A 16,944-nucleotide genomic window follows, 5' to 3' on the forward strand; every position below is an offset into this window, starting at 1 on the left:
GGGCGCTTCCCCTCAGCCGGTCGGCGGTCGGTCCGCCACCAGCGGAACGCTCGGGTGAAGGATGCGACCAGCCTGCGCTACACCTGCAGCAGCTTCTCCCGAAGTCCCTGGATCTCGTCGCGAAGCTGGGCCGCCGCCTCGAATTCCAGGTCGCGCGCCATCTGCAGCATCTTCTCCTCGAGCACCCGGATGCGCTTGGTGATCTCGCTCGGCGAGCGCAGCTCCTGGGCGTAGCGTCCTGCCTCCTCAGCGGCCTTGGCCTGGGCCTTGCGCTTATTGCTTCGGGCGCCAGGCACGGTGGCCCCCTCGAGGATGTCCTGAACGTCCTTTTTCACCCCCCGCGGCACTATCCCGTGCGCTTCGTTGAAGGCCACCTGCTTGACCCGCCGCCGTTCGGTCTCGTCGATCGCCCGTTGCATGGAGCCGGTGATGTTGTCGCCGTACAGGATGGCCTTGCCGTTGAGGTTGCGCGCGGCCCGGCCAATGGTCTGGATCAGCGAGCGCTCCGAACGCAGGAAGCCTTCCTTGTCCGCATCAAGGATGGCCACCAGCGACACCTCGGGCATGTCCAGGCCCTCGCGCAGCAGGTTGATGCCCACCAGGACATCAAAGGTTCCAATGCGAAGATCGCGGATGATCTCGACCCGCTCGACGGTATCGATATCGGAGTGCAGGTAGCGCACGCGGACGTCGTGGTCGCCAAGATAGTCGGTCAGGTCCTCGGCCATGCGCTTGGTCAGGGTGGTGACCAGCACCCGCTCTTCGCTGGCGACGCGCTTGCGGATCTCCGACAGCAGATCGTCCACCTGGGTGGTCGCCGGGCGCACTTCGATATCGGGGTCCACCAGACCTGTGGGGCGCACCACCTGCTCTATCACGCGCCCGGCGTGCTCCGCCTCGTAAGGGCCGGGCGTGGCTGAGACAAAGATGGCCTGGGGGCTGATCGCTTCCCACTCCTCGAAGCGCATCGGCCGGTTGTCCAGCGCCGAAGGTAGCCGGAATCCGTACTCCACCAGGGTTTCCTTGCGCGACCGATCGCCCTTGTACATGGCACCAACCTGCGGGACGGTCACGTGGGATTCGTCGATCACCAGCAGGGCGTTGGCCGGCAGATAGTCGTAGAGCGTCGGCGGCGGGTCGCCCGGGGTACGTCCGGACAGGTAGCGGGAGTAGTTCTCGATGCCGTTGCAGTAGCCCAGCTCGAGCATCATCTCCAGGTCGAAGCGGGTGCGCTGCTCCAGCCGCTGCGCCTCGACCAGCTTACCCTTTTCGCGCAGGTATTCGAGACGCTCGGCGAGCTCCCCCTTGATCGCCTCGATGGCATCGAGGATGGTTTCGCGAGGCGTGACGTAGTGGCTCTTGGGATAGAAGGTAAAGCGCGGCAGCTTGCGGATCACCTCGCCGGTCAGCGGATCGAAGGCGGCGATGCTTTCCACCTCGTCATCGAACAACTCCACGCGAATGGCTTCGAGGTCCGATTCGGCCGGGAAAACGTCAATCACGTCGCCGCGCACGCGGAAACTGGCGCGGGAAAAGTCCATGTCGTTGCGGGTGTATTGCAGTTCGGCCAGCCGGCGCAACAGCGCACGCTGGTCGATGCGGTCTCCACGGTCCAGGTGCAGCACCATCCTCAGGTAGCTGGACGGATCGCCCAGGCCGTAGATGCAGGACACCGTCGCCACGATGATCGCATCGGGTCGCTCCATGAGCGCCTTGGTCGCCGACAGCCGCATCTGCTCGATGTGGTCGTTGATCGAGGCGTCCTTCTCGATGAAGGTATCCGAAGACGGCACATAGGCTTCGGGCTGGTAGTAATCGTAGTAGGAGACGAAGTACTCCACTGCGTTGTTCGGGAAGAACGCCTTGAATTCGCCATACAGCTGAGCCGCCAGGGTCTTGTTCGGTGCCAGTACCAGCGTCGGCCGTGCGACCTGGGCGATGACGTTGGCGATGCTGAAGGTCTTGCCGGAGCCAGTCACGCCAAGCAGAGTCTGGTGCGACAGGCCCGCCTCCAGACCTTCCACCATCCGCCGAATGGCTTCGGGCTGGTCGCCCGCCGGCTTGAAGCGCGTCACCAGCTGGAATTCGGACATAAAGGCCTCTCTGTCAGTACTGTTGCTCGGACAGCTGTCATGGAAAGTCGTTGACCCGTGCCGACGCACTGCAACCCGTCGACCGGCGCAAAAAAAGCCCGAGTTCACGCCTGTGCAGTATCGCCCCGATCTGGACTAGGCCGCTATACTACCGCCCCATTTGCACGACCGCCCCTGAGCCGTTCCGGCGACGGGCGCCCACCCTTCTCTTACCTCACTTTCGAGCCTCCACCATGAGTTTGTTCGCTGCTGTTGAAATGGCGCCCAGGGATCCGATCCTGGGCCTCACCGAAGCCTTCAATGCCGATACCCGGCAGAACAAGGTCAACCTCGGCGTCGGCGTGTATTACAACGAAGAAGGTCGGATTCCCCTGTTGCGCGCGGTGGTCGAAGCGGAAAAAGCGCGACTGGCGGCCCAGGCTCCCCGCGGCTACCTCCCCATCGAAGGCATCGGCGCCTATGACGCCGCGGTACAGCGGTTGCTGTTCGGCAGCGAATCGGCACTGATCACCGAGGGGCGCGTGGTGACGGCTCAGGCCCTGGGCGGTACGGGTGCGCTACGGGTCGGCGGCGACCTGCTCAAGCGCCTGCTGCCCGACGCGGCAGTAGCGATCAGCAATCCGAGCTGGGAAAACCACCGTGCCCTGTTCGAATCGGCCGGCTTCCCGGTCCAGCAGTACCGTTATTACAATGCCGAGACCCATGGCATCGACCGCTCCGGCATGCTCGAGGACCTGCGCAACCTGCCTCCGCGCTCGATCATCATCCTTCACGCGTGCTGCCACAACCCGACCGGCGTCGACCTGAACGCCGATGACTGGCAGCAGATCATCGAGGTCCTCAAGGAGCGCGAGCACGTGCCCTTTGTCGATATCGCCTACCAGGGCTTCGGCGATGGTATCGAGCAGGACGCCCTGGCTGCCCGCCTGTTCGCCCAATCCGGGATGAGCTTTCTGGTCTCCAGCTCCTTCTCCAAATCCTTTTCCCTGTATGGGGAGCGGGTCGGCGCGCTGTCGCTGGTCACCCAGAGCCGTGACGAATCGGCGCGAGTGCTCTCGCAGCTCAAGCGAGTGATCCGCACCAATTACTCCAACCCGCCTACCCATGGCGCGACCATTGTCGCCAGCGTGCTCAACAGCACCGAGCTGCGCGGACTATGGGAAGCCGAGCTGGGCGAGATGCGCGATCGCATTCGCATGATGCGTCAGGCCATGGTCGAACAGCTCGCCACCAAGGGTGCCCGCCGCGACTTCACCTTCGTCGCGCTGCAGCGCGGCATGTTCTCCTACTCGGGGCTGAACGTGGAGCAGGTCGAGCGGCTGCGCGTCGATCACGGCGTCTATGCCATCAGCACCGGGCGAATCTGCGCCGCAGCGTTGAACAGCCGCAATATCGGCCATGTGACCGACGCCATCGTGCAGGTGCTGGAGCAATGGCCGGACTGATCGACAGGACTTGACTATCGGTTAAGAATCAGTAGGATACGCCTCGCTGTTCCGCGATAGCTCAGTCGGTAGAGCAAATGACTGTTAATCATTGGGTCCCTGGTTCGAGTCCAGGTCGCGGAGCCACATCGAAGGGTTACGTTCAGACGTAACCCTTTTTTCGTGCTCGAGCGTTTGCCGCGGCCCGCGCATTTAAGCCTCGAAGGCGGCCTCAAAGAGTGCAGGCAGTATCTCTCCAGCCCGCCCCGCCAGGGCAAAAGCCCGCGAAGAGCCTGGTGCCTCCGGCCGAGGGTTGATATGCGCGACCAGCGCCCCCGCCTGCAGCGCAATGGATGGTACCTGCGCAGCCGGGTAGACCACTCCGGACGTCCCGACCGAGAGCAGCACATCGCAGCTCGCTGCCGCCTCGAAGGCAGCCTGCAAGGCCCGTTCGGGAAGCGCCTCACCAAACCACACCACTCCTGGCCGCACCGGACCACCACAGCGACCGCAGCGCGGCGGTTCCAGGCGCCTGCCCTGCTCCGGCTCGTCCGGACACCCCACCAACCCGGCAAACGGCGACGAGCAGTGGAAACAGCGCGGTGCGTGCAAACTGCCGTGCAGGTGAATCACCCCTGCGCTGCCGGCACGCTCATGCAGGTCGTCGACATTCTGGGTCACCAGCGTCAGCCTGGGCACCCGCCGCTCGAGCCGGGCAATGGCCTGGTGGGCCGGATTGGGCGCCGCCCGCAGAACCTGCATACGGCGCCATTCGTACCATCCCCAGACCAGCGCGGGGTCATTCTCGAACGCTTCGGGCGTGGCCAGTCGAGCGGCATCGAAGCGCTTCCACAAGCCCGTGAGCGCATCGCGAAAGGTCGGGATACCACTCTCCGCCGACACGCCCGCCCCGGTGAACACCACCAGATGCTGCGCATCGCGCAACCCCTGCACCAGCGTCGGCATCGAGTGCCGCAACGAGACAGCATCCATCACCTACTCCCCCGGCAGTACCGGAACGAAAACGGGGAACCCTCTGGCTCCCCGTTTTTTACCACGACTGGCCAAGCCTCACTCGGCGGGCAGGTCGCCAGCCGACTCTTCCACAGGTGCAGCCGAGCGCGACATGCCGTCGGCGTCTTTCACTTCAAGCAGCTCGATATCGAATACCAGCACCGAATTGGCCGGAATCGTGGGGCTCGGGCTCTGCTCGCCATAGGCCAGCTCGCTCGGCAGGTAGAACTTGTAGGTTTCACCCTCGCGCATCAGCTGCAGGCCTTCGACCCAGCCCTGAATGACACCACCCACAGGCAGATCAAGCGGCTGGCCACGCTCCAGCGAGCTATCGAACACGGTCCCGTCGATCAGCCGGCCTTCGTAGTGAACGGTGACGACGTTGTCGGGCGTCGGACGCTCGCCGGTCTCGGAGGACTCGACGATCTCGTACTGCAGGCCGGACTCGGTGACAGTCACGCCTTCACGCTGGGCGTTTTCCGCAAGATAGGCTTCGCCGGCCTTGCGAGCCTCTTCATTGGCTTGCGCCATGCGCTCTTCGGCGCGGGTCTGCAGCGCAGTGAAGGCCTCCATCAGCTCGTCATCGGAGACGCGCTGCTCATTGTCGGCCAGTGCGTCTTCGATGCCCAGCGCGACAGCCTGGGGATCGAGATCTTCCATGCCTTCCTGCGCCATGCTGCGCCCCATGTTCAGGCCGATCCCGTAGGACGCCTTCTGTGCCGGCGTATCCAGCTCGACATTGGCCTGAGGTTCGTCCTGGGTGTTGCAACCCGCCAGAACCAGACCCACCAGAGCCACCGCAGGGGCCCAACGTTGATTTCTCATGCTGTTTCCTTATCGAAGCTTGAATGCAAAAGAGCGAGCCAGCTTAACAGGCGACCACAAAGGCTGGCTACCGCACGCCGGGCCGGTACGACCGGACAGGAACGTCGAGTGTTAAGAGCGTCAATTGGCGCATAGTTCCACAGCCGATCGACCATTCGACCGAAAACCCGAATGCCAGCCTAGTTGCCGCGACCGAGCCACTCCTCCAGCTTCGACAAGGCAATAGGTGACCACACGTCAATAACAAGAGCGTGGCGCAATGAACAACTTCCGTGCCTCGCAGCCCCAGCGGCATCGGCACGCCTGATAGTCGGAGTGCGCCACTGACCCAGACCGCAGGCATCCAAGCCAAACCAGCAAATTGCGACCAATAAAAAAGGGCAGCCAGATTGGCTACCCTTTCTTGATACAGAGCCCTCAGTCCAGGCTCTGTGTATATGGCGCAGCGGACGGGACTCGAACCCGCGACCCCCGGCGTGACAGGCCGGTATTCTAACCGACTGAACTACCGCTGCGCATTACCACGAGATGGTGGGTGATGACGGGATCGAACCGCCGACCCTCTGCTTGTAAGGCAGATGCTCTCCCAGCTGAGCTAATCACCCTTCACTCTCGAAGTGGTGCGCATTCTAGAGAGGCATCCGAACCTTGGCAACCCCCAATCGAAAAAAATTTATGAAATCTTCCAGACACTTAGCGACACTCGCTAAATTCGGGTCTAGCTGCGGCCTGAGGCATGGAAGACCAGCGCATGGCAGTCCGCTCGCCGTCGGCTATGTAGCGGCGGGGTTGGACAACCTTCTATAGAAAGGAATAATGCGCGCTTCGTTTTTCCGGAGTGCCTGTTCTCATGTGGTTTCGCAACCTGCTCGTCTACCGTCTTACCCAGGACGTCCGTCTCGACCCCGAGACCCTGGAAACCGCACTGGCCAACAAGCGCGCCCGCCCCTGCGCCAGCCAGGAACTGAGCACCTACGGCTTCGTTGCCCCCTTCGGCAAAGGCGAGGACGCCCCACTGGTGCACACCAGCGAAGGCTTCACGCTCATCGCCGCGCGCAAGGAAGAACGCATTCTGCCCGGCAGCGTGGTGCGTGACGCTGTGAAGGAAAAGGTCGACGAAATCGAAGCCGAACAGATGCGCAAGGTCTACAAGAAGGAGAAGGAGCAGATCAAGGATGAGATCCTCCAGGCCTTTCTACCCCGCGCCTTTATTCGCAAATCCGCCACGTTTGCAGCCATCGCGCCCTCGCTGGGCCTGATCCTGGTGGACAGCTCCAGCGCCAAGCGTGCCGAAGACCTGCTCTCCACCCTGCGCGAAGCCATCGGCTCGCTGCCTGTGCGCCCGCTTTCGGTGAAGGTAGCCCCCAGCGCCACGCTGACGGGCTGGGTGCAGGCGCAGCAGGCCAGCGAAGGCTTCTATGTGCTCGACGAATGCGAGCTGCGCGATACCCACGAGGATGGTGGCGTGGTGCGCTGCAAGCGCCAGGACCTGACTAGCGACGAGATTACCCAGCACCTCGGCGCGGGCAAGCAGGTCACCCAGCTGGCGCTCGCCTGGCAGGACAAGCTGTCGTTCGTGCTTGACGACAAATTGGTGATCAAGCGCCTGCGCTTCGAAGACCTGCTGCAGGATCAGGCCGAGCAGGATGGCGGCGAGGATGCCCTCGGCCAGATGGACGCCAGCTTCACCCTGATGATGATGACCTTCGCCGAGTTTCTCCCCGCACTGTTCGAGGCCCTGGGGGGCGAGGAAATCCCGCAGGGCATCTGACACCTCACGCGCCTCGCAGTTGGTGGCTACCGGCCGATCAGCCAACTGCGAAAGCGCAGCGAAAACTCGGGGACCGCCACGCACAGGTAAACTCCCATCGCCAGGTTCAGCAGTGCCACCAGCAGGAAAAACTGCGGGATGCCGAGTTGCAGCAAGGTCAGGCAGAGGATCGCCAGCACCGCCGAGCCAACCATGAACACGGCGTTGAGGATGTTCCCGGCGGCGATCACCCGGGACCGTTCCTGATCCTGCGTGCGAGACTGGATCAGGGCGTACAACGGGACGATGTAGAACCCGCCGAAGATACCCAGGCCCAGAATATCCCCCAACACCCACCAGGCCTTTGGCTCCGCCAGCAATTCCAGCCAGTCCCGGTCTGGCGTCGCGACCAGAACCGGCGAATGCCACCAGAGCAGCAGCCCGAAACAGGTCAGCCCAAGCAGCCCCAGAGGCACCAGCCCAGGCTCGATGCGCCGCCCCGACAGGCGCTCGCAAAGCAGTGATCCCAGCGCGATACCCACCGAGAAGATCGTCAGGATCAGCGTCACCACTGTCTCGTCGCCGCCCAGTACATCCCGTGAATAGAGCGGGATCTGCGTCAGATAGATCGCTCCGAGAAACCAGAACCAGGAATTTCCGATCAGCGCACGGGAGACCAGCGGCGTCTGCTGCCGCAGCCCCAGCCGCAGGATTCGCCAAGCGTTGGCCGGCAGGTGCCACTCCAGGCGCAGCGCCGCATAACCGGGTGACGCTTGTGGAATGAAGCGACTCGCCGCCAGCCCGGCCACGGCGACCGACACCACCGCCAGCGCGACCCAGGACGCATAGGCTTCGCGGGTCATCAGCAGACCGGCGAACAGCGTCCCACCAAGAATCGCGAGAAAGGTGCCGGTTTCTACCAGGGCGTTGCCGCCGAGCAGCTCCCTCGTCTCGAGATGCTGAGGCAGGATCGAGTACTTGACCGGGCCGAACAGCGCCGACTGTGTGCCCATGCAGAACAGCACCAGCAGCATCAGCGGCAGACTGCCCAGCAGCAGGGCGGCAGCGCCCACCAGCATGATCGACACCTCCGCCACCTTGATCACGCGGATCAGACGATGCTTCGGATACTTCTCGCCCAGTTGGCCACCCAGCGCGGAGAACAGGAAGAACGGAAGGATAAACAGCAAGGCACTGAGGTTGATCAGCAGGCTCGGATCGCCGCGAGTGCCAAGCTTGTAGAGGATGGCCAGGACCAGCGCCTGTTTGTAGACGTTGTCATTGAAGGCGCCGAGCAACTGGGTGATGAAGAACGGCAGAAAGCGTCTGCTACCAAGCAGGCCGAATTGCGAGTGGGTCACGTCAGCCTCTGGCTCATCGGGGGACGAAGGCGTCATGGTACCGCAGCACCGCCCTTGCCCCCTCGCCTCCTAACCGAATCTTGCCTCCAGACCGCGTTTCACCTCCGGCCATTCGCTGTCGGTAATGCTGTACATCAAGGTGTCGTCCAGGCGCCCGTCACTGAGCCGCCGGTGGTTGCGCAACAAGCCTTCCTGGCGGGCACCCAGTTTCTCAATGGCGCGCCGGGTTCGCCCATTACTGGCCGCGGTCTTCAGCTGCACCCTGACCATATGCCAGCGCTCGAAAGCGTGCGTCAGCATCAGGTACTTGATCATGGTGTTGAGGCCCTGCCCATGCTGGGCCAGGTCCAGCCAGGTCCAGCCGATTTCCGCCGCGGGCAGGGCCGGGATAAAACTGCCGAAGCGAGTGGTGCCAACGATCCTGTCCGCCATTCGGACGGTAAAGGCCACCGCTTCACCGGCTTTCTGGTCGGCAAGCGCGGCACGATACCAGTCGGGCCGCAGCGGGCCGTTCATGTGTACCAGCACCTCATGGTTGTGCTGCGCCAGGTCCACCAACCAGGGGATGTCCGCCTCGACGAGAGGTAGCAGGCGCAAGGCGCCGCGCTGGAGTGTGACCGGCCCGGGCTTGAACATCACTGTGTCTCCTCGAAGATCCTGTAGTTCAGAGCGCCGCGACGGCTAAAAGCGCCAGACGCTTGCGCATCGTCAAAGGCGGGGCGAATCATGCGACCATGGTCGAACGAGACGCATGACGTCTGGTTTGCTGAGAAAATCCCGCTCCCATCGAGCTTACCGCGAAGCGCCCTGTCGCGCGCCCCTGGCCGCAGCGCTCGGCATTCGCGGCGCTGCTGTCTTCGGAGATCGCATGACCCTGTCCAACGGGCTGATTGCCCTGGTCGCCCTGATCTACATGGCCGTCCTGTTCATGATCGCCTTCTTTGGCGACCGTCATGGCCAGAACATGTCCCCGCGCCTAAGAGCGACCGTCTACAGCCTCTCGCTGGCGGTCTACTGCACCAGTTGGACGTTCTTCGGCGCTGTCGGCCAGGCCGCCGACGAGCTCTGGTCCTTTTTGCCGATCTACCTGGGACCGATTCTCCTGCTGATGTTCGCGCCGCATGTCCTGCAGAAGATGCTGGCCATCAGCAAGCGCGAGAACATCACCTCGATCGCCGATTTCATCGCCTCGCGCTACGGCAAGTCCCAGTTTCTCGCCGTGGTGGTCACCCTGATCTGCCTCGTGGCCGTATTGCCCTACATTGCCCTGCAGCTCAAGGGCATCGTGATCGGCGTGAACCTCCTTAGCGGCAATCACGCCGACCTGGTCACCACCAAGTCGCTGGACACGGCGCTGATCGTCTCGGTGGTGCTGGCGCTGTTCATCATTCTGTTCGGCACGCGCAATCTCGATGTCACCGAGCACCACCGGGGGATGGTGCTGGCGATCGCCTTCGAGTCGCTGGTCAAACTGCTGGCGTTCCTGGCTATCGGCGCCTATGTGACCTTCGGCCTCTATGACGGCTTCCAGGATCTGGTCGACCAGGCCCGATCCACAGAAGCCATGACGGACTACTGGGAGACCACCATCAGTTGGCCCGGCATGATGGTGCAGATCGCCGTCTCGCTGATCGCCTTCACCTGCCTGCCTCGGCAGTTCCACGTGACCGTCGTGGAAAACATCGACATGCGGGACTTCCGCCTGGCGCGCTGGGTCTTCCCGCTGTACCTGGTCCTTGCCGCCATCTTCGTGGTGCCCATCGCTCTCGCAGGCCGCATGGTGCTTCCCACCGAAATCGCGCCGGACTCCTACGTCATCAGCCTGCCGCTGGCCCAGGAACACCCCTGGCTGGCAGTCCTGGCATTCATCGGTGGTGCTTCGGCGGCGACCGGCATGGTGATCGTCGCCAGCGTCGCGCTCTCGACCATGGTCTCCAACGACATCCTGCTGCCCTGGCTGCTGCGTCGGCAGAAGACCGACCGCCCCTTCGAGGCCTTCCGCTACTGGATGCTCTCGGTACGCCGCATCAGCATCCTGGTGATCCTGCTGATGGCCTATGTCAGCTACCGCCTGCTCGGCTCGACCGCCAGCCTGGCCACCATCGGCCAGATCGCCTTCGCCGCCATCGCCCAGCTGGCGCCTGCCATGGTCGGCGCGCTGTACTGGAAGCAAGCCAACCGACGTGGAGTCTTTGCCGGCCTCGCCGCCGGTGCGCTGATCTGGGCCTATACCCTGGTCCTGCCACTGGTGGCGGGAGTGCTGGGCTGGCCCCTGGAGATCTTTCCTGCGCTGGAATGGCTGCGCAGCAACCCGACCGGCCTGGATATCGACCCGCTCACCCTGGGCATGGTGCTGTCACTGGTAGGTAACTCCACGCTGTTCTTCTGGGTCTCGGTGATGACCCGCTCGCGGTTTTCCGAGCATTGGCAGGCGAGCCGCTTCGTCGGCCAGCAGATCAACGCGCAACCGGGCGTCCGGCGCCTGCTGGCCGTCCAGGTGGAAGACCTGCTCAGCCTGGCCTCGCGTTTCGTCGGCGCCGAACGGGCGCAACAGAGCTTCCAGCATTTCGCCCGACGCACCGGCCAGCCGCTGTCGCTGAAACAGCCCGCCGATACCCGCTGGATCGCCCACACCGAACGGCTGCTGGCGGGGGTCCTGGGGGCGTCCTCGACCCGCGCGGTGGTCAAGGCGGTGCTGGAAGGACGCGACATGGAGGTCGAGGACGTGGTGCGCATCGTCGGCGAGGCCTCCGAGGTGCTGGAGTTCAACCGTGCACTGTTGCAGGGCGCGATCGAGAACATCACCCAGGGCATCAGCGTGGTCGACCAGTCGCTGCGCCTGGTGGCCTGGAACCGGCGCTATCTGGAGATGTTCGAGTACCCCGAGGGGCTGGTGTACATCGGCCGCCCGATCGCCGACATCATCCGCTTCAATGCCGAACGTGGCCTCTGCGGCGAGGGCGACCCCGACGCCCACGTCGCCCGCCGGCTGTACTGGATGCGCCAGGGCACCGCGCACACATCCGAACGCACCTTCCCGAACGGCCGGGTGGTCGAGCTCATCGGCAATCCCATGCCGGGCGGCGGCTTTGTCATGAGTTTCAGCGACATCACCGCCTTCCGCCGGGCGGAGAAGGGACTGAAAGACGCCAACGAAGGGCTCGAACAGCGCGTCGAGGAGCGGACCCGCGAGCTGTCCGAGCTGAACCAGGAGTTAAGCGAAGCCAAGAGCGTGGCCGAAAGTGCCAATGCGTCCAAGACCCGCTTTCTCGCGGCAGTCAGCCACGACCTGATGCAGCCGCTGAACGCTGCCCGACTGTTCTCCGCCTCGCTGTCGCACCAGAAGGACGCCCTCCCCGTAGAGGCGCGCGACCTGGTCCGACACCTGGACAGCTCCCTGCGCTCGGCCGAAGACCTGATCTCCGACCTGCTGGACATCTCGCGCCTGGAAAGCGGCCGAATCACCCCTGACCGCAGCGGCTTCCCGGTCGCAACCCTGTACGACACCCTGCGCACCGAGTTCTCGGTACTGGCCCAGGAAGACGGCATCGACTTTCGCGTGCACGGCAGCGGGCTGCGCATCGACAGCGACATCAAGTTGCTGCGCCGGGTCCTGCAGAACTTCCTGACCAATGCCTTCCGCTATGCCAAGGGTCGTGTGGTGCTCGGCGTGCGGCGCCAGGGCGACAGCCTCAGGCTGGAAGTGTGGGACCGCGGACCGGGTATCCCGGCAGACAAGCTGAGCGTGATTTTCGAGGAATTCAAACGCCTGGACAGCCATCAGACCCGAGCCGAAAAAGGACTAGGGCTGGGCCTGGCAATCGCCGACGGACTCTGCCGGGTACTCGACCACCCGCTCGCCGTGCGCTCCTGGCCGGGCGCTGGCAGCGTGTTCAGCGTCACCGTGCCGCTGGCACGCACACCGGCGGCGCCGCGCAAGCCCAAGCCCGTCAGCGAAACGCCCCAGCAGACCCTGGTCGGCATCCAGGTGCTGTGCATCGACAACGAGGACAGCATCCTCATCGGTATGCAGAGCCTGCTGTCACGCTGGGGCTGCGAGGTCTCGACCGCGCGCAACCGCGCCGACTGCAAACGCCTGCTGGACGAGGGTCTGTATCCGCAACTGGTGCTGGTGGACTATCACCTGGACGAAGGAGAAACCGGAACCGAGCTCATGGCCTGGCTGCGCGCTCGACTCGGCGAGCCAGTACCGGGGGTAGTGATCAGTGCTGATGCACGGCCGGAACTGGTGGCGGTCATCCATGCAGCTGGTCTCGACTACCTGCCCAAGCCGGTCAAGCCAGCCGGCCTGCGTGCCCTGATCGGGCGGCGCCTGACCCTGGCCTGACCCCGGTGCGGCTCAACGGGCCGGCAACGCCTTGAGCAGTTGCCGCGCTTCCTTGGAGCCGCGGGTGGCCGCCGCCTGCAGCCAGTGGCGAGCCTGGCCAGGCTCGTAGTGATTGGGGCGGCAGTGCAGCCGACCCAGTTCCAGCTGCGCCTGGCAATCGCCCGCGCGGGCGGCCAGGCGCAGCAACTGCAGGCCGATACGACGATCGCGCTGGGTCTCGCATTCGCAGCAGAGCAACTGCCCGAGACGGCTCTGCGCAACCACCTCGCCTTCCAGGGCGGGCTGCTTGAGCAGACGTCCAGCAATGCGCTTGGCGCCAGCAGTCTTACCCAGGCGCTGATGGTCCAGCAGCCACAGCGCGACGCGCGTGGGGAGCCGGAAAGAGACAGTCATGGCCGACGAGCCGCGGGAAGGAAATTGCATGACGACTAAACTGGCTGATGGGCTTGGGCCGCGCACTCTACAGGTTTTTTCGCGGAGTTAAAGTCTTGCCAAAAAGAGCGTTTGCGGTTCTAGGTTCGCTGCCAAAAGAAATCCACAGAACCTGTGGATAACTCAGTGGACAATCTGCACAAAACTATCTGAAGCCCCTATATTCAGTGGCCCTCAGTCAAACTGACGAAATTTTACCCACCAAAAAAAGTCTTTATTTTTCAATCAATTAAACACATAGCAAGAAAATTGCCGAGATTGCGACACTTTGTCCGCCAGGCTTGACAGCACCAGGGGCAAATGTGCACAAGTCAAGCGCAACAGCGCATCGCCATGAATTTCGCGGCCTCGGCACCATTCGTCAGGCCATCACTCAGGGAACCAAATGAAAAACGCCGTGTCTAAGCTAGCTTCCGAGCGAAGCAGAGCCTGACCAGACTATGGTTGCGAGGAAGTCCGCCCGCCCGTTGCTTTACTCGCTGCTGCTGGTCACGGTTGTTCTGGTTACAGCCGCAGCGCTGGTGACAGGCTACATCCAGGCGCAGTGGCAGACGATCAGGCATGAGCACGGTATAGAGACGCTGACCTGGCAGGGCTTGCGTCTGTCCGCCCGCGGCGTTCATCTCGAGCATGCCCAGCTGTCGCAACGGACGCGTGCCGGCGATCACCTCGAGGTCGAACTGACCGGCGGCCGGCTGGCCTGGAAGAGGCTGCTCGCCCCCTGGCCGGCTCAACGCCTGACGATCGAGCAGCTCGTCGTTTCCTGGACTCCCGGTACTGATTCGTTGGTCGATGATGAGTCCACGTCCTTGCCGAACCCCGGGCAACTGGAGGCCTGGCTCAGGCAGACGCCGCATCGTATGGATATCGCCAGCTTGCACCTGGCGTTGCCCTGCCTCGGCGAGACCTGCCACGAGCAGGGCAGCCTGAGCTGGAGCCGCCCCGGCGATTCGGCATACCCGGCGCATCTGCAGCTCAGCCTGGAGCGCGGCGAGCACCAGATGCGCCTATCGGCCTCGGCCGATGATCCGGGCGATCATCTCGAGGTCCTGCTGCAGCTGTCACTGGACAACGAGCCGCGCCTTCACTCGCGCCACCAGCTGGACACAGCCGGCGACGTGCTTTCCTGGCAGGGCACTCTGGCCATGGGCAACCTGCCGGAAGCACCCTGGCTACTGGAATGGCTGGGGCGCTGGGTCGACTTCGACGTCTCGACAGTGCCGACAGCTCCTGAAGCCATGCGACTCGGCGTGAGTTGGTCGGTCGAGCTCCCCGAGGAGAGGCTCCAGCAGGCCAGTGGTGAACTGCGCGCCTCGCTGGCATTGCCCGCACCCTGGCCTGTTCCCGGCATCGGCCTGCTGGCAGGAGAGCTCGATCTGGCCTTGACCGGTGCTGCCGGCGCCTGGACGCCCACCGGGCTTACCGGCGATCTGCTGCTGCAGCCCAACCCCAATATCCTGCAGGCGCTACCCCCCGAGCTGCGCCCCTCCTCCATCAGATTGCAGGCCTCCCCCTCGCCTCATCCCAGCTCCGACCAGCGGCTTTCACTGCAGATGGAGGCCCTGGCCCGCGGCTCCTCGCAGATCGAACTGCGTAGCGACCGCCTGCTGCTTCGGGCCCTGCCTTTCTCCCTCGCGTTCGATGACGCAAACCTGAGCCTGCAGGCGCCAGGCCTGCTCATGTCCCCTGCCCGCCTCGACAAGCTAGAGGTCCGGGCCCGCTTGCGCGGTCAGGTCGACGGCTCAAAGCTGGATCTCTCCGCACTCCCGGGGGCACGCCTGAGTATCGCCGAGATGGCCATGGACAGCCTGGACCTGACCGCCCAGGGACTTCAGACGCAACTGGCTGGCCTGCGCCTTGTGGCGGACTGGCAGCAAGAGAGCTGGCAACTGCAAGGACCAGCGCAGCTCAGCACGGCCACCCTCGGGCATCCCCAACTGCAGGGACTGTCCTGGCACTGGCAGGGGCAGCTCAACGCCCAGTCGACGGGGCTCGATCTCGACGGGCGACTGGGCAACGAAGCCGGCCTGGGCGCCAGCCTGCTGTTCGCACAACGCAGCGCCGGCGATACCCGTATGGAGCTGCGCCTGGATGAGATTTTCCTGCTCGCGGGAAATCCCCTGGCGCGCAGCCTCACCGCCTGGCCCGCTACGCTCGAGCTCAACGGCGGACGCCTGCAGGCTCAAGGGCAGCTCCAATTGCCCGTCAACGGCCCGCTGCGGGCCAGCGGACGCTTCTCGGGCAAGGGGCTTGCCGGCATCTTCGATCGCGTCGAATTCGACGGACTGGCTGCCGAGATAGACCTCAGCGTTGCCGGCGAACGCCTGGAAGCGGCGGTGACCCACCTGGAAGTCGCGCAGATGAACCCGGGCTTCAGCTTTGGCCCCCTGCGCTTTCAGGGCCGCTATCAGGCACCCCTTGAGGAGCCGGCCCAGGGTCGCCTCAGTTGGGGGCTGGCGCGTCTGCAGGTACTTGGCGGGGTGGTGACCATTACCCCGGGCGAGCTCGACCTGAAAACCTGGTCGCCTGCCCAGCAGCTAACTCTCCGCGGCCTCGATTTGCGCGAACTGTTTGCCGCCTATCCAGCCCAGGGGCTGACCGGCACCGGCATCATCGACGGCCAGTTCGACCTCCAGCGCAGCGCAGCGGGATTCGTCATCGAACAGGGCAGCCTGGCCGCCCGGGAGCCAGGTGTGCTGCGCTTCGACTCACCACAGATTCAGGCGCTTGGACGTACCAATCCTGCGATGCAGTTCGTCACCGAGGCGTTGGAAAACTTTCATTATCAACTGCTGACGGGCGACATCCGCTATGATGAGAACGGCCTTCTTCAGTTGGGCTTGCGTCTGCACGGTACCAATCCCGACCTCGAGCGCGGACGTCCGATCAACTTCAACATCAACCTCGAAGAAGACATACCGGCCCTGCTGACCAGCCTGCAACTGTCCGACCGGGTGAGTGAAATCATCCAGCGGCGGGTACAGGAGCGCCTGGGTAGCGGCGCGGCCCCTGTCAGACCTTGAACCAGGAGAACACCTCGATGCGACTGCGCCTCGCACTGAGCCTGTTGATGGCCCTGGCCGCCAGCGCCTGCACCCCACGGGTGGAGCTGGCAGTGCCCAATGAACCGATCAACATCAACCTCAACGTGAAGATCGAGCACGAGATCTACATCCGCGTCGACAAGCAGCTCGACGCCATCATCAACGAAGACAGCGGACTCTTCTGATGCCCATGAAACTGCACCTGAAGTTGGGCGCCCTGTTGTTGGCGCTGAGCCTGCCCGCCGCCGCCCTGAGCCTGAACGAAGCCATGTCTGCCCTGGGGCAGGCGAAATCAGCCGGACAGCTCGGCGAGCAGCCCGACGGTTATCTCGGCGTGGTACGTGCCGCAGAGCAGTCCGAAGCCATCGCTGCCCAGATCAACCAGGCCCGTCGCGCCGAATACCACCGCGTGGCCATGAAGAACGGCATCAGTGTGCGCGATGTCGAGGCACTGGCGGGCAAGAAGGCCATCGAGCGAACCCCCTCGGGCCAGTTCGTATTGATCAACGGCCAGTGGGTACGCAAGTAGTCGCCTTGGCCGCTCCACCCGGAGCGGCCTGCTCCATGTCCCATGACCATGCGCAAGATATTGGTCCGCCCTTGCATTGCCGGAATGCCAGGCGCAGCAGGAACGCGCCCGAGCCATACAGCGA

12 protein-coding genes and 3 tRNA genes are annotated in these 16,944 nt (G+C 63.9%); 7 read left to right on the top strand and 8 right to left on the bottom strand.

Annotated features, from left to right (window positions below):
- Positions 1 to 77 precede the first annotated feature (77 nt).
- Positions 78 to 2,093, bottom strand: a complete 2,016-nt coding sequence (gene uvrB, locus ACFOMF_RS06680) for an excinuclease ABC subunit UvrB (protein WP_386362634.1) — start codon at positions 2,091 to 2,093, stop codon at positions 78 to 80.
- A gap of 233 nt (positions 2,094 to 2,326) precedes the next feature.
- On the opposite strand from uvrB, the gene ACFOMF_RS06685 reads away from it, so the two are divergent.
- Together ACFOMF_RS06685 and ACFOMF_RS06690 are read left to right on the top strand one after the other, a co-directional pair.
- Entirely contained in the window at positions 2,327 to 3,538 is a 1,212-nt protein-coding gene (locus ACFOMF_RS06685; RefSeq protein WP_386362637.1) for an amino acid aminotransferase, read from the top strand.
- Positions 3,539 to 3,588: 50 nt separating this feature from the next.
- A tRNA-Asn gene (locus ACFOMF_RS06690) sits at positions 3,589 to 3,664 on the top strand.
- A 66-nt stretch (positions 3,665 to 3,730) separates the two neighbouring features.
- On the opposite strand, the gene ACFOMF_RS06695 is transcribed toward ACFOMF_RS06690, so the two are convergent.
- The 4 genes from ACFOMF_RS06695 to ACFOMF_RS06710 all read right to left on the bottom strand — a co-directional run bounded on the left by ACFOMF_RS06695 (position 3,731) and on the right by ACFOMF_RS06710 (position 5,961).
- Complete coding sequence (locus tag ACFOMF_RS06695) at positions 3,731 to 4,510, bottom strand: SIR2 family NAD-dependent protein deacylase (RefSeq protein ID WP_386362640.1); 780 nt, start codon at positions 4,508 to 4,510, stop codon at positions 3,731 to 3,733.
- Positions 4,511 to 4,588: 78 nt separating this feature from the next.
- Entirely contained in the window at positions 4,589 to 5,356 is a 768-nt protein-coding gene (locus tag ACFOMF_RS06700) for an FKBP-type peptidyl-prolyl cis-trans isomerase (RefSeq protein ID WP_386362643.1), read from the bottom strand.
- A gap of 438 nt (positions 5,357 to 5,794) precedes the next feature.
- Positions 5,795 to 5,871 (bottom strand) — tRNA-Asp (locus ACFOMF_RS06705).
- A gap of 14 nt (positions 5,872 to 5,885) precedes the next feature.
- Positions 5,886 to 5,961: transfer RNA gene (locus ACFOMF_RS06710), tRNA-Val, on the bottom strand.
- Between the two features lie 245 nt (positions 5,962 to 6,206).
- Between ACFOMF_RS06710 and rdgC the strand changes: the two genes are divergently transcribed.
- Positions 6,207 to 7,127, top strand: coding sequence for a recombination-associated protein RdgC (rdgC, locus tag ACFOMF_RS06715; RefSeq protein ID WP_386362645.1), 921 nt, complete (start codon positions 6,207 to 6,209; stop codon positions 7,125 to 7,127).
- A gap of 26 nt (positions 7,128 to 7,153) precedes the next feature.
- On the opposite strand, the gene ACFOMF_RS06720 is transcribed toward rdgC, so the two are convergent.
- Both ACFOMF_RS06720 and ACFOMF_RS06725 read right to left on the bottom strand, forming a co-directional pair.
- Positions 7,154 to 8,503, bottom strand: a complete 1,350-nt coding sequence (locus ACFOMF_RS06720; protein ID WP_386362647.1) for an MFS transporter — start codon at positions 8,501 to 8,503, stop codon at positions 7,154 to 7,156.
- A 33-nt stretch (positions 8,504 to 8,536) separates the two neighbouring features.
- Positions 8,537 to 9,103, bottom strand: a complete 567-nt coding sequence (locus tag ACFOMF_RS06725) for a GNAT family N-acetyltransferase (protein WP_386362650.1) — start codon at positions 9,101 to 9,103, stop codon at positions 8,537 to 8,539.
- Between the two features lie 232 nt (positions 9,104 to 9,335).
- Between ACFOMF_RS06725 and ACFOMF_RS06730 the strand changes: the two genes are divergently transcribed.
- Positions 9,336 to 12,815, top strand: a complete 3,480-nt coding sequence (locus ACFOMF_RS06730; protein ID WP_386362652.1) for a hybrid sensor histidine kinase/response regulator — start codon at positions 9,336 to 9,338, stop codon at positions 12,813 to 12,815.
- A gap of 12 nt (positions 12,816 to 12,827) precedes the next feature.
- Here the strand turns inward: ACFOMF_RS06730 and ACFOMF_RS06735 are convergent, their stop codons facing one another.
- The gene (locus tag ACFOMF_RS06735) at positions 12,828 to 13,208 is read right to left on the bottom strand and encodes a sel1 repeat family protein (RefSeq protein WP_386362655.1); all 381 of its coding nucleotides are present in this window, start codon (positions 13,206 to 13,208) and stop codon (positions 12,828 to 12,830) included.
- A gap of 506 nt (positions 13,209 to 13,714) precedes the next feature.
- On the opposite strand from ACFOMF_RS06735, the gene ACFOMF_RS06740 reads away from it, so the two are divergent.
- The 3 genes from ACFOMF_RS06740 to ACFOMF_RS06750 are packed head-to-tail and all read left to right on the top strand — an operon-like array spanning position 13,715 to position 16,820.
- Positions 13,715 to 16,270 (top strand): intermembrane phospholipid transport protein YdbH family protein, encoded by a 2,556-nt coding sequence (locus ACFOMF_RS06740; RefSeq protein WP_386362658.1) that lies wholly within the window; start codon positions 13,715 to 13,717, stop codon positions 16,268 to 16,270.
- A gap of 17 nt (positions 16,271 to 16,287) precedes the next feature.
- The gene (locus ACFOMF_RS06745) at positions 16,288 to 16,476 is read left to right on the top strand and encodes a YnbE family lipoprotein (RefSeq protein WP_386362661.1); all 189 of its coding nucleotides are present in this window, start codon (positions 16,288 to 16,290) and stop codon (positions 16,474 to 16,476) included.
- Between the two features lie 5 nt (positions 16,477 to 16,481).
- Positions 16,482 to 16,820 carry a YdbL family protein gene (locus ACFOMF_RS06750; protein ID WP_386362745.1) on the top strand — a complete coding sequence of 113 codons (339 nt, stop codon included), beginning with the start codon at positions 16,482 to 16,484 and terminating at the stop codon, positions 16,818 to 16,820.
- Positions 16,821 to 16,944: the final 124 nt, after the last annotated feature.

The sequence above is a fragment of the Stutzerimonas tarimensis genome (assembly GCF_042648805.1).
Classification (GTDB): Bacteria; Pseudomonadota; Gammaproteobacteria; order Pseudomonadales; family Pseudomonadaceae; genus Azomonas; species Azomonas tarimensis.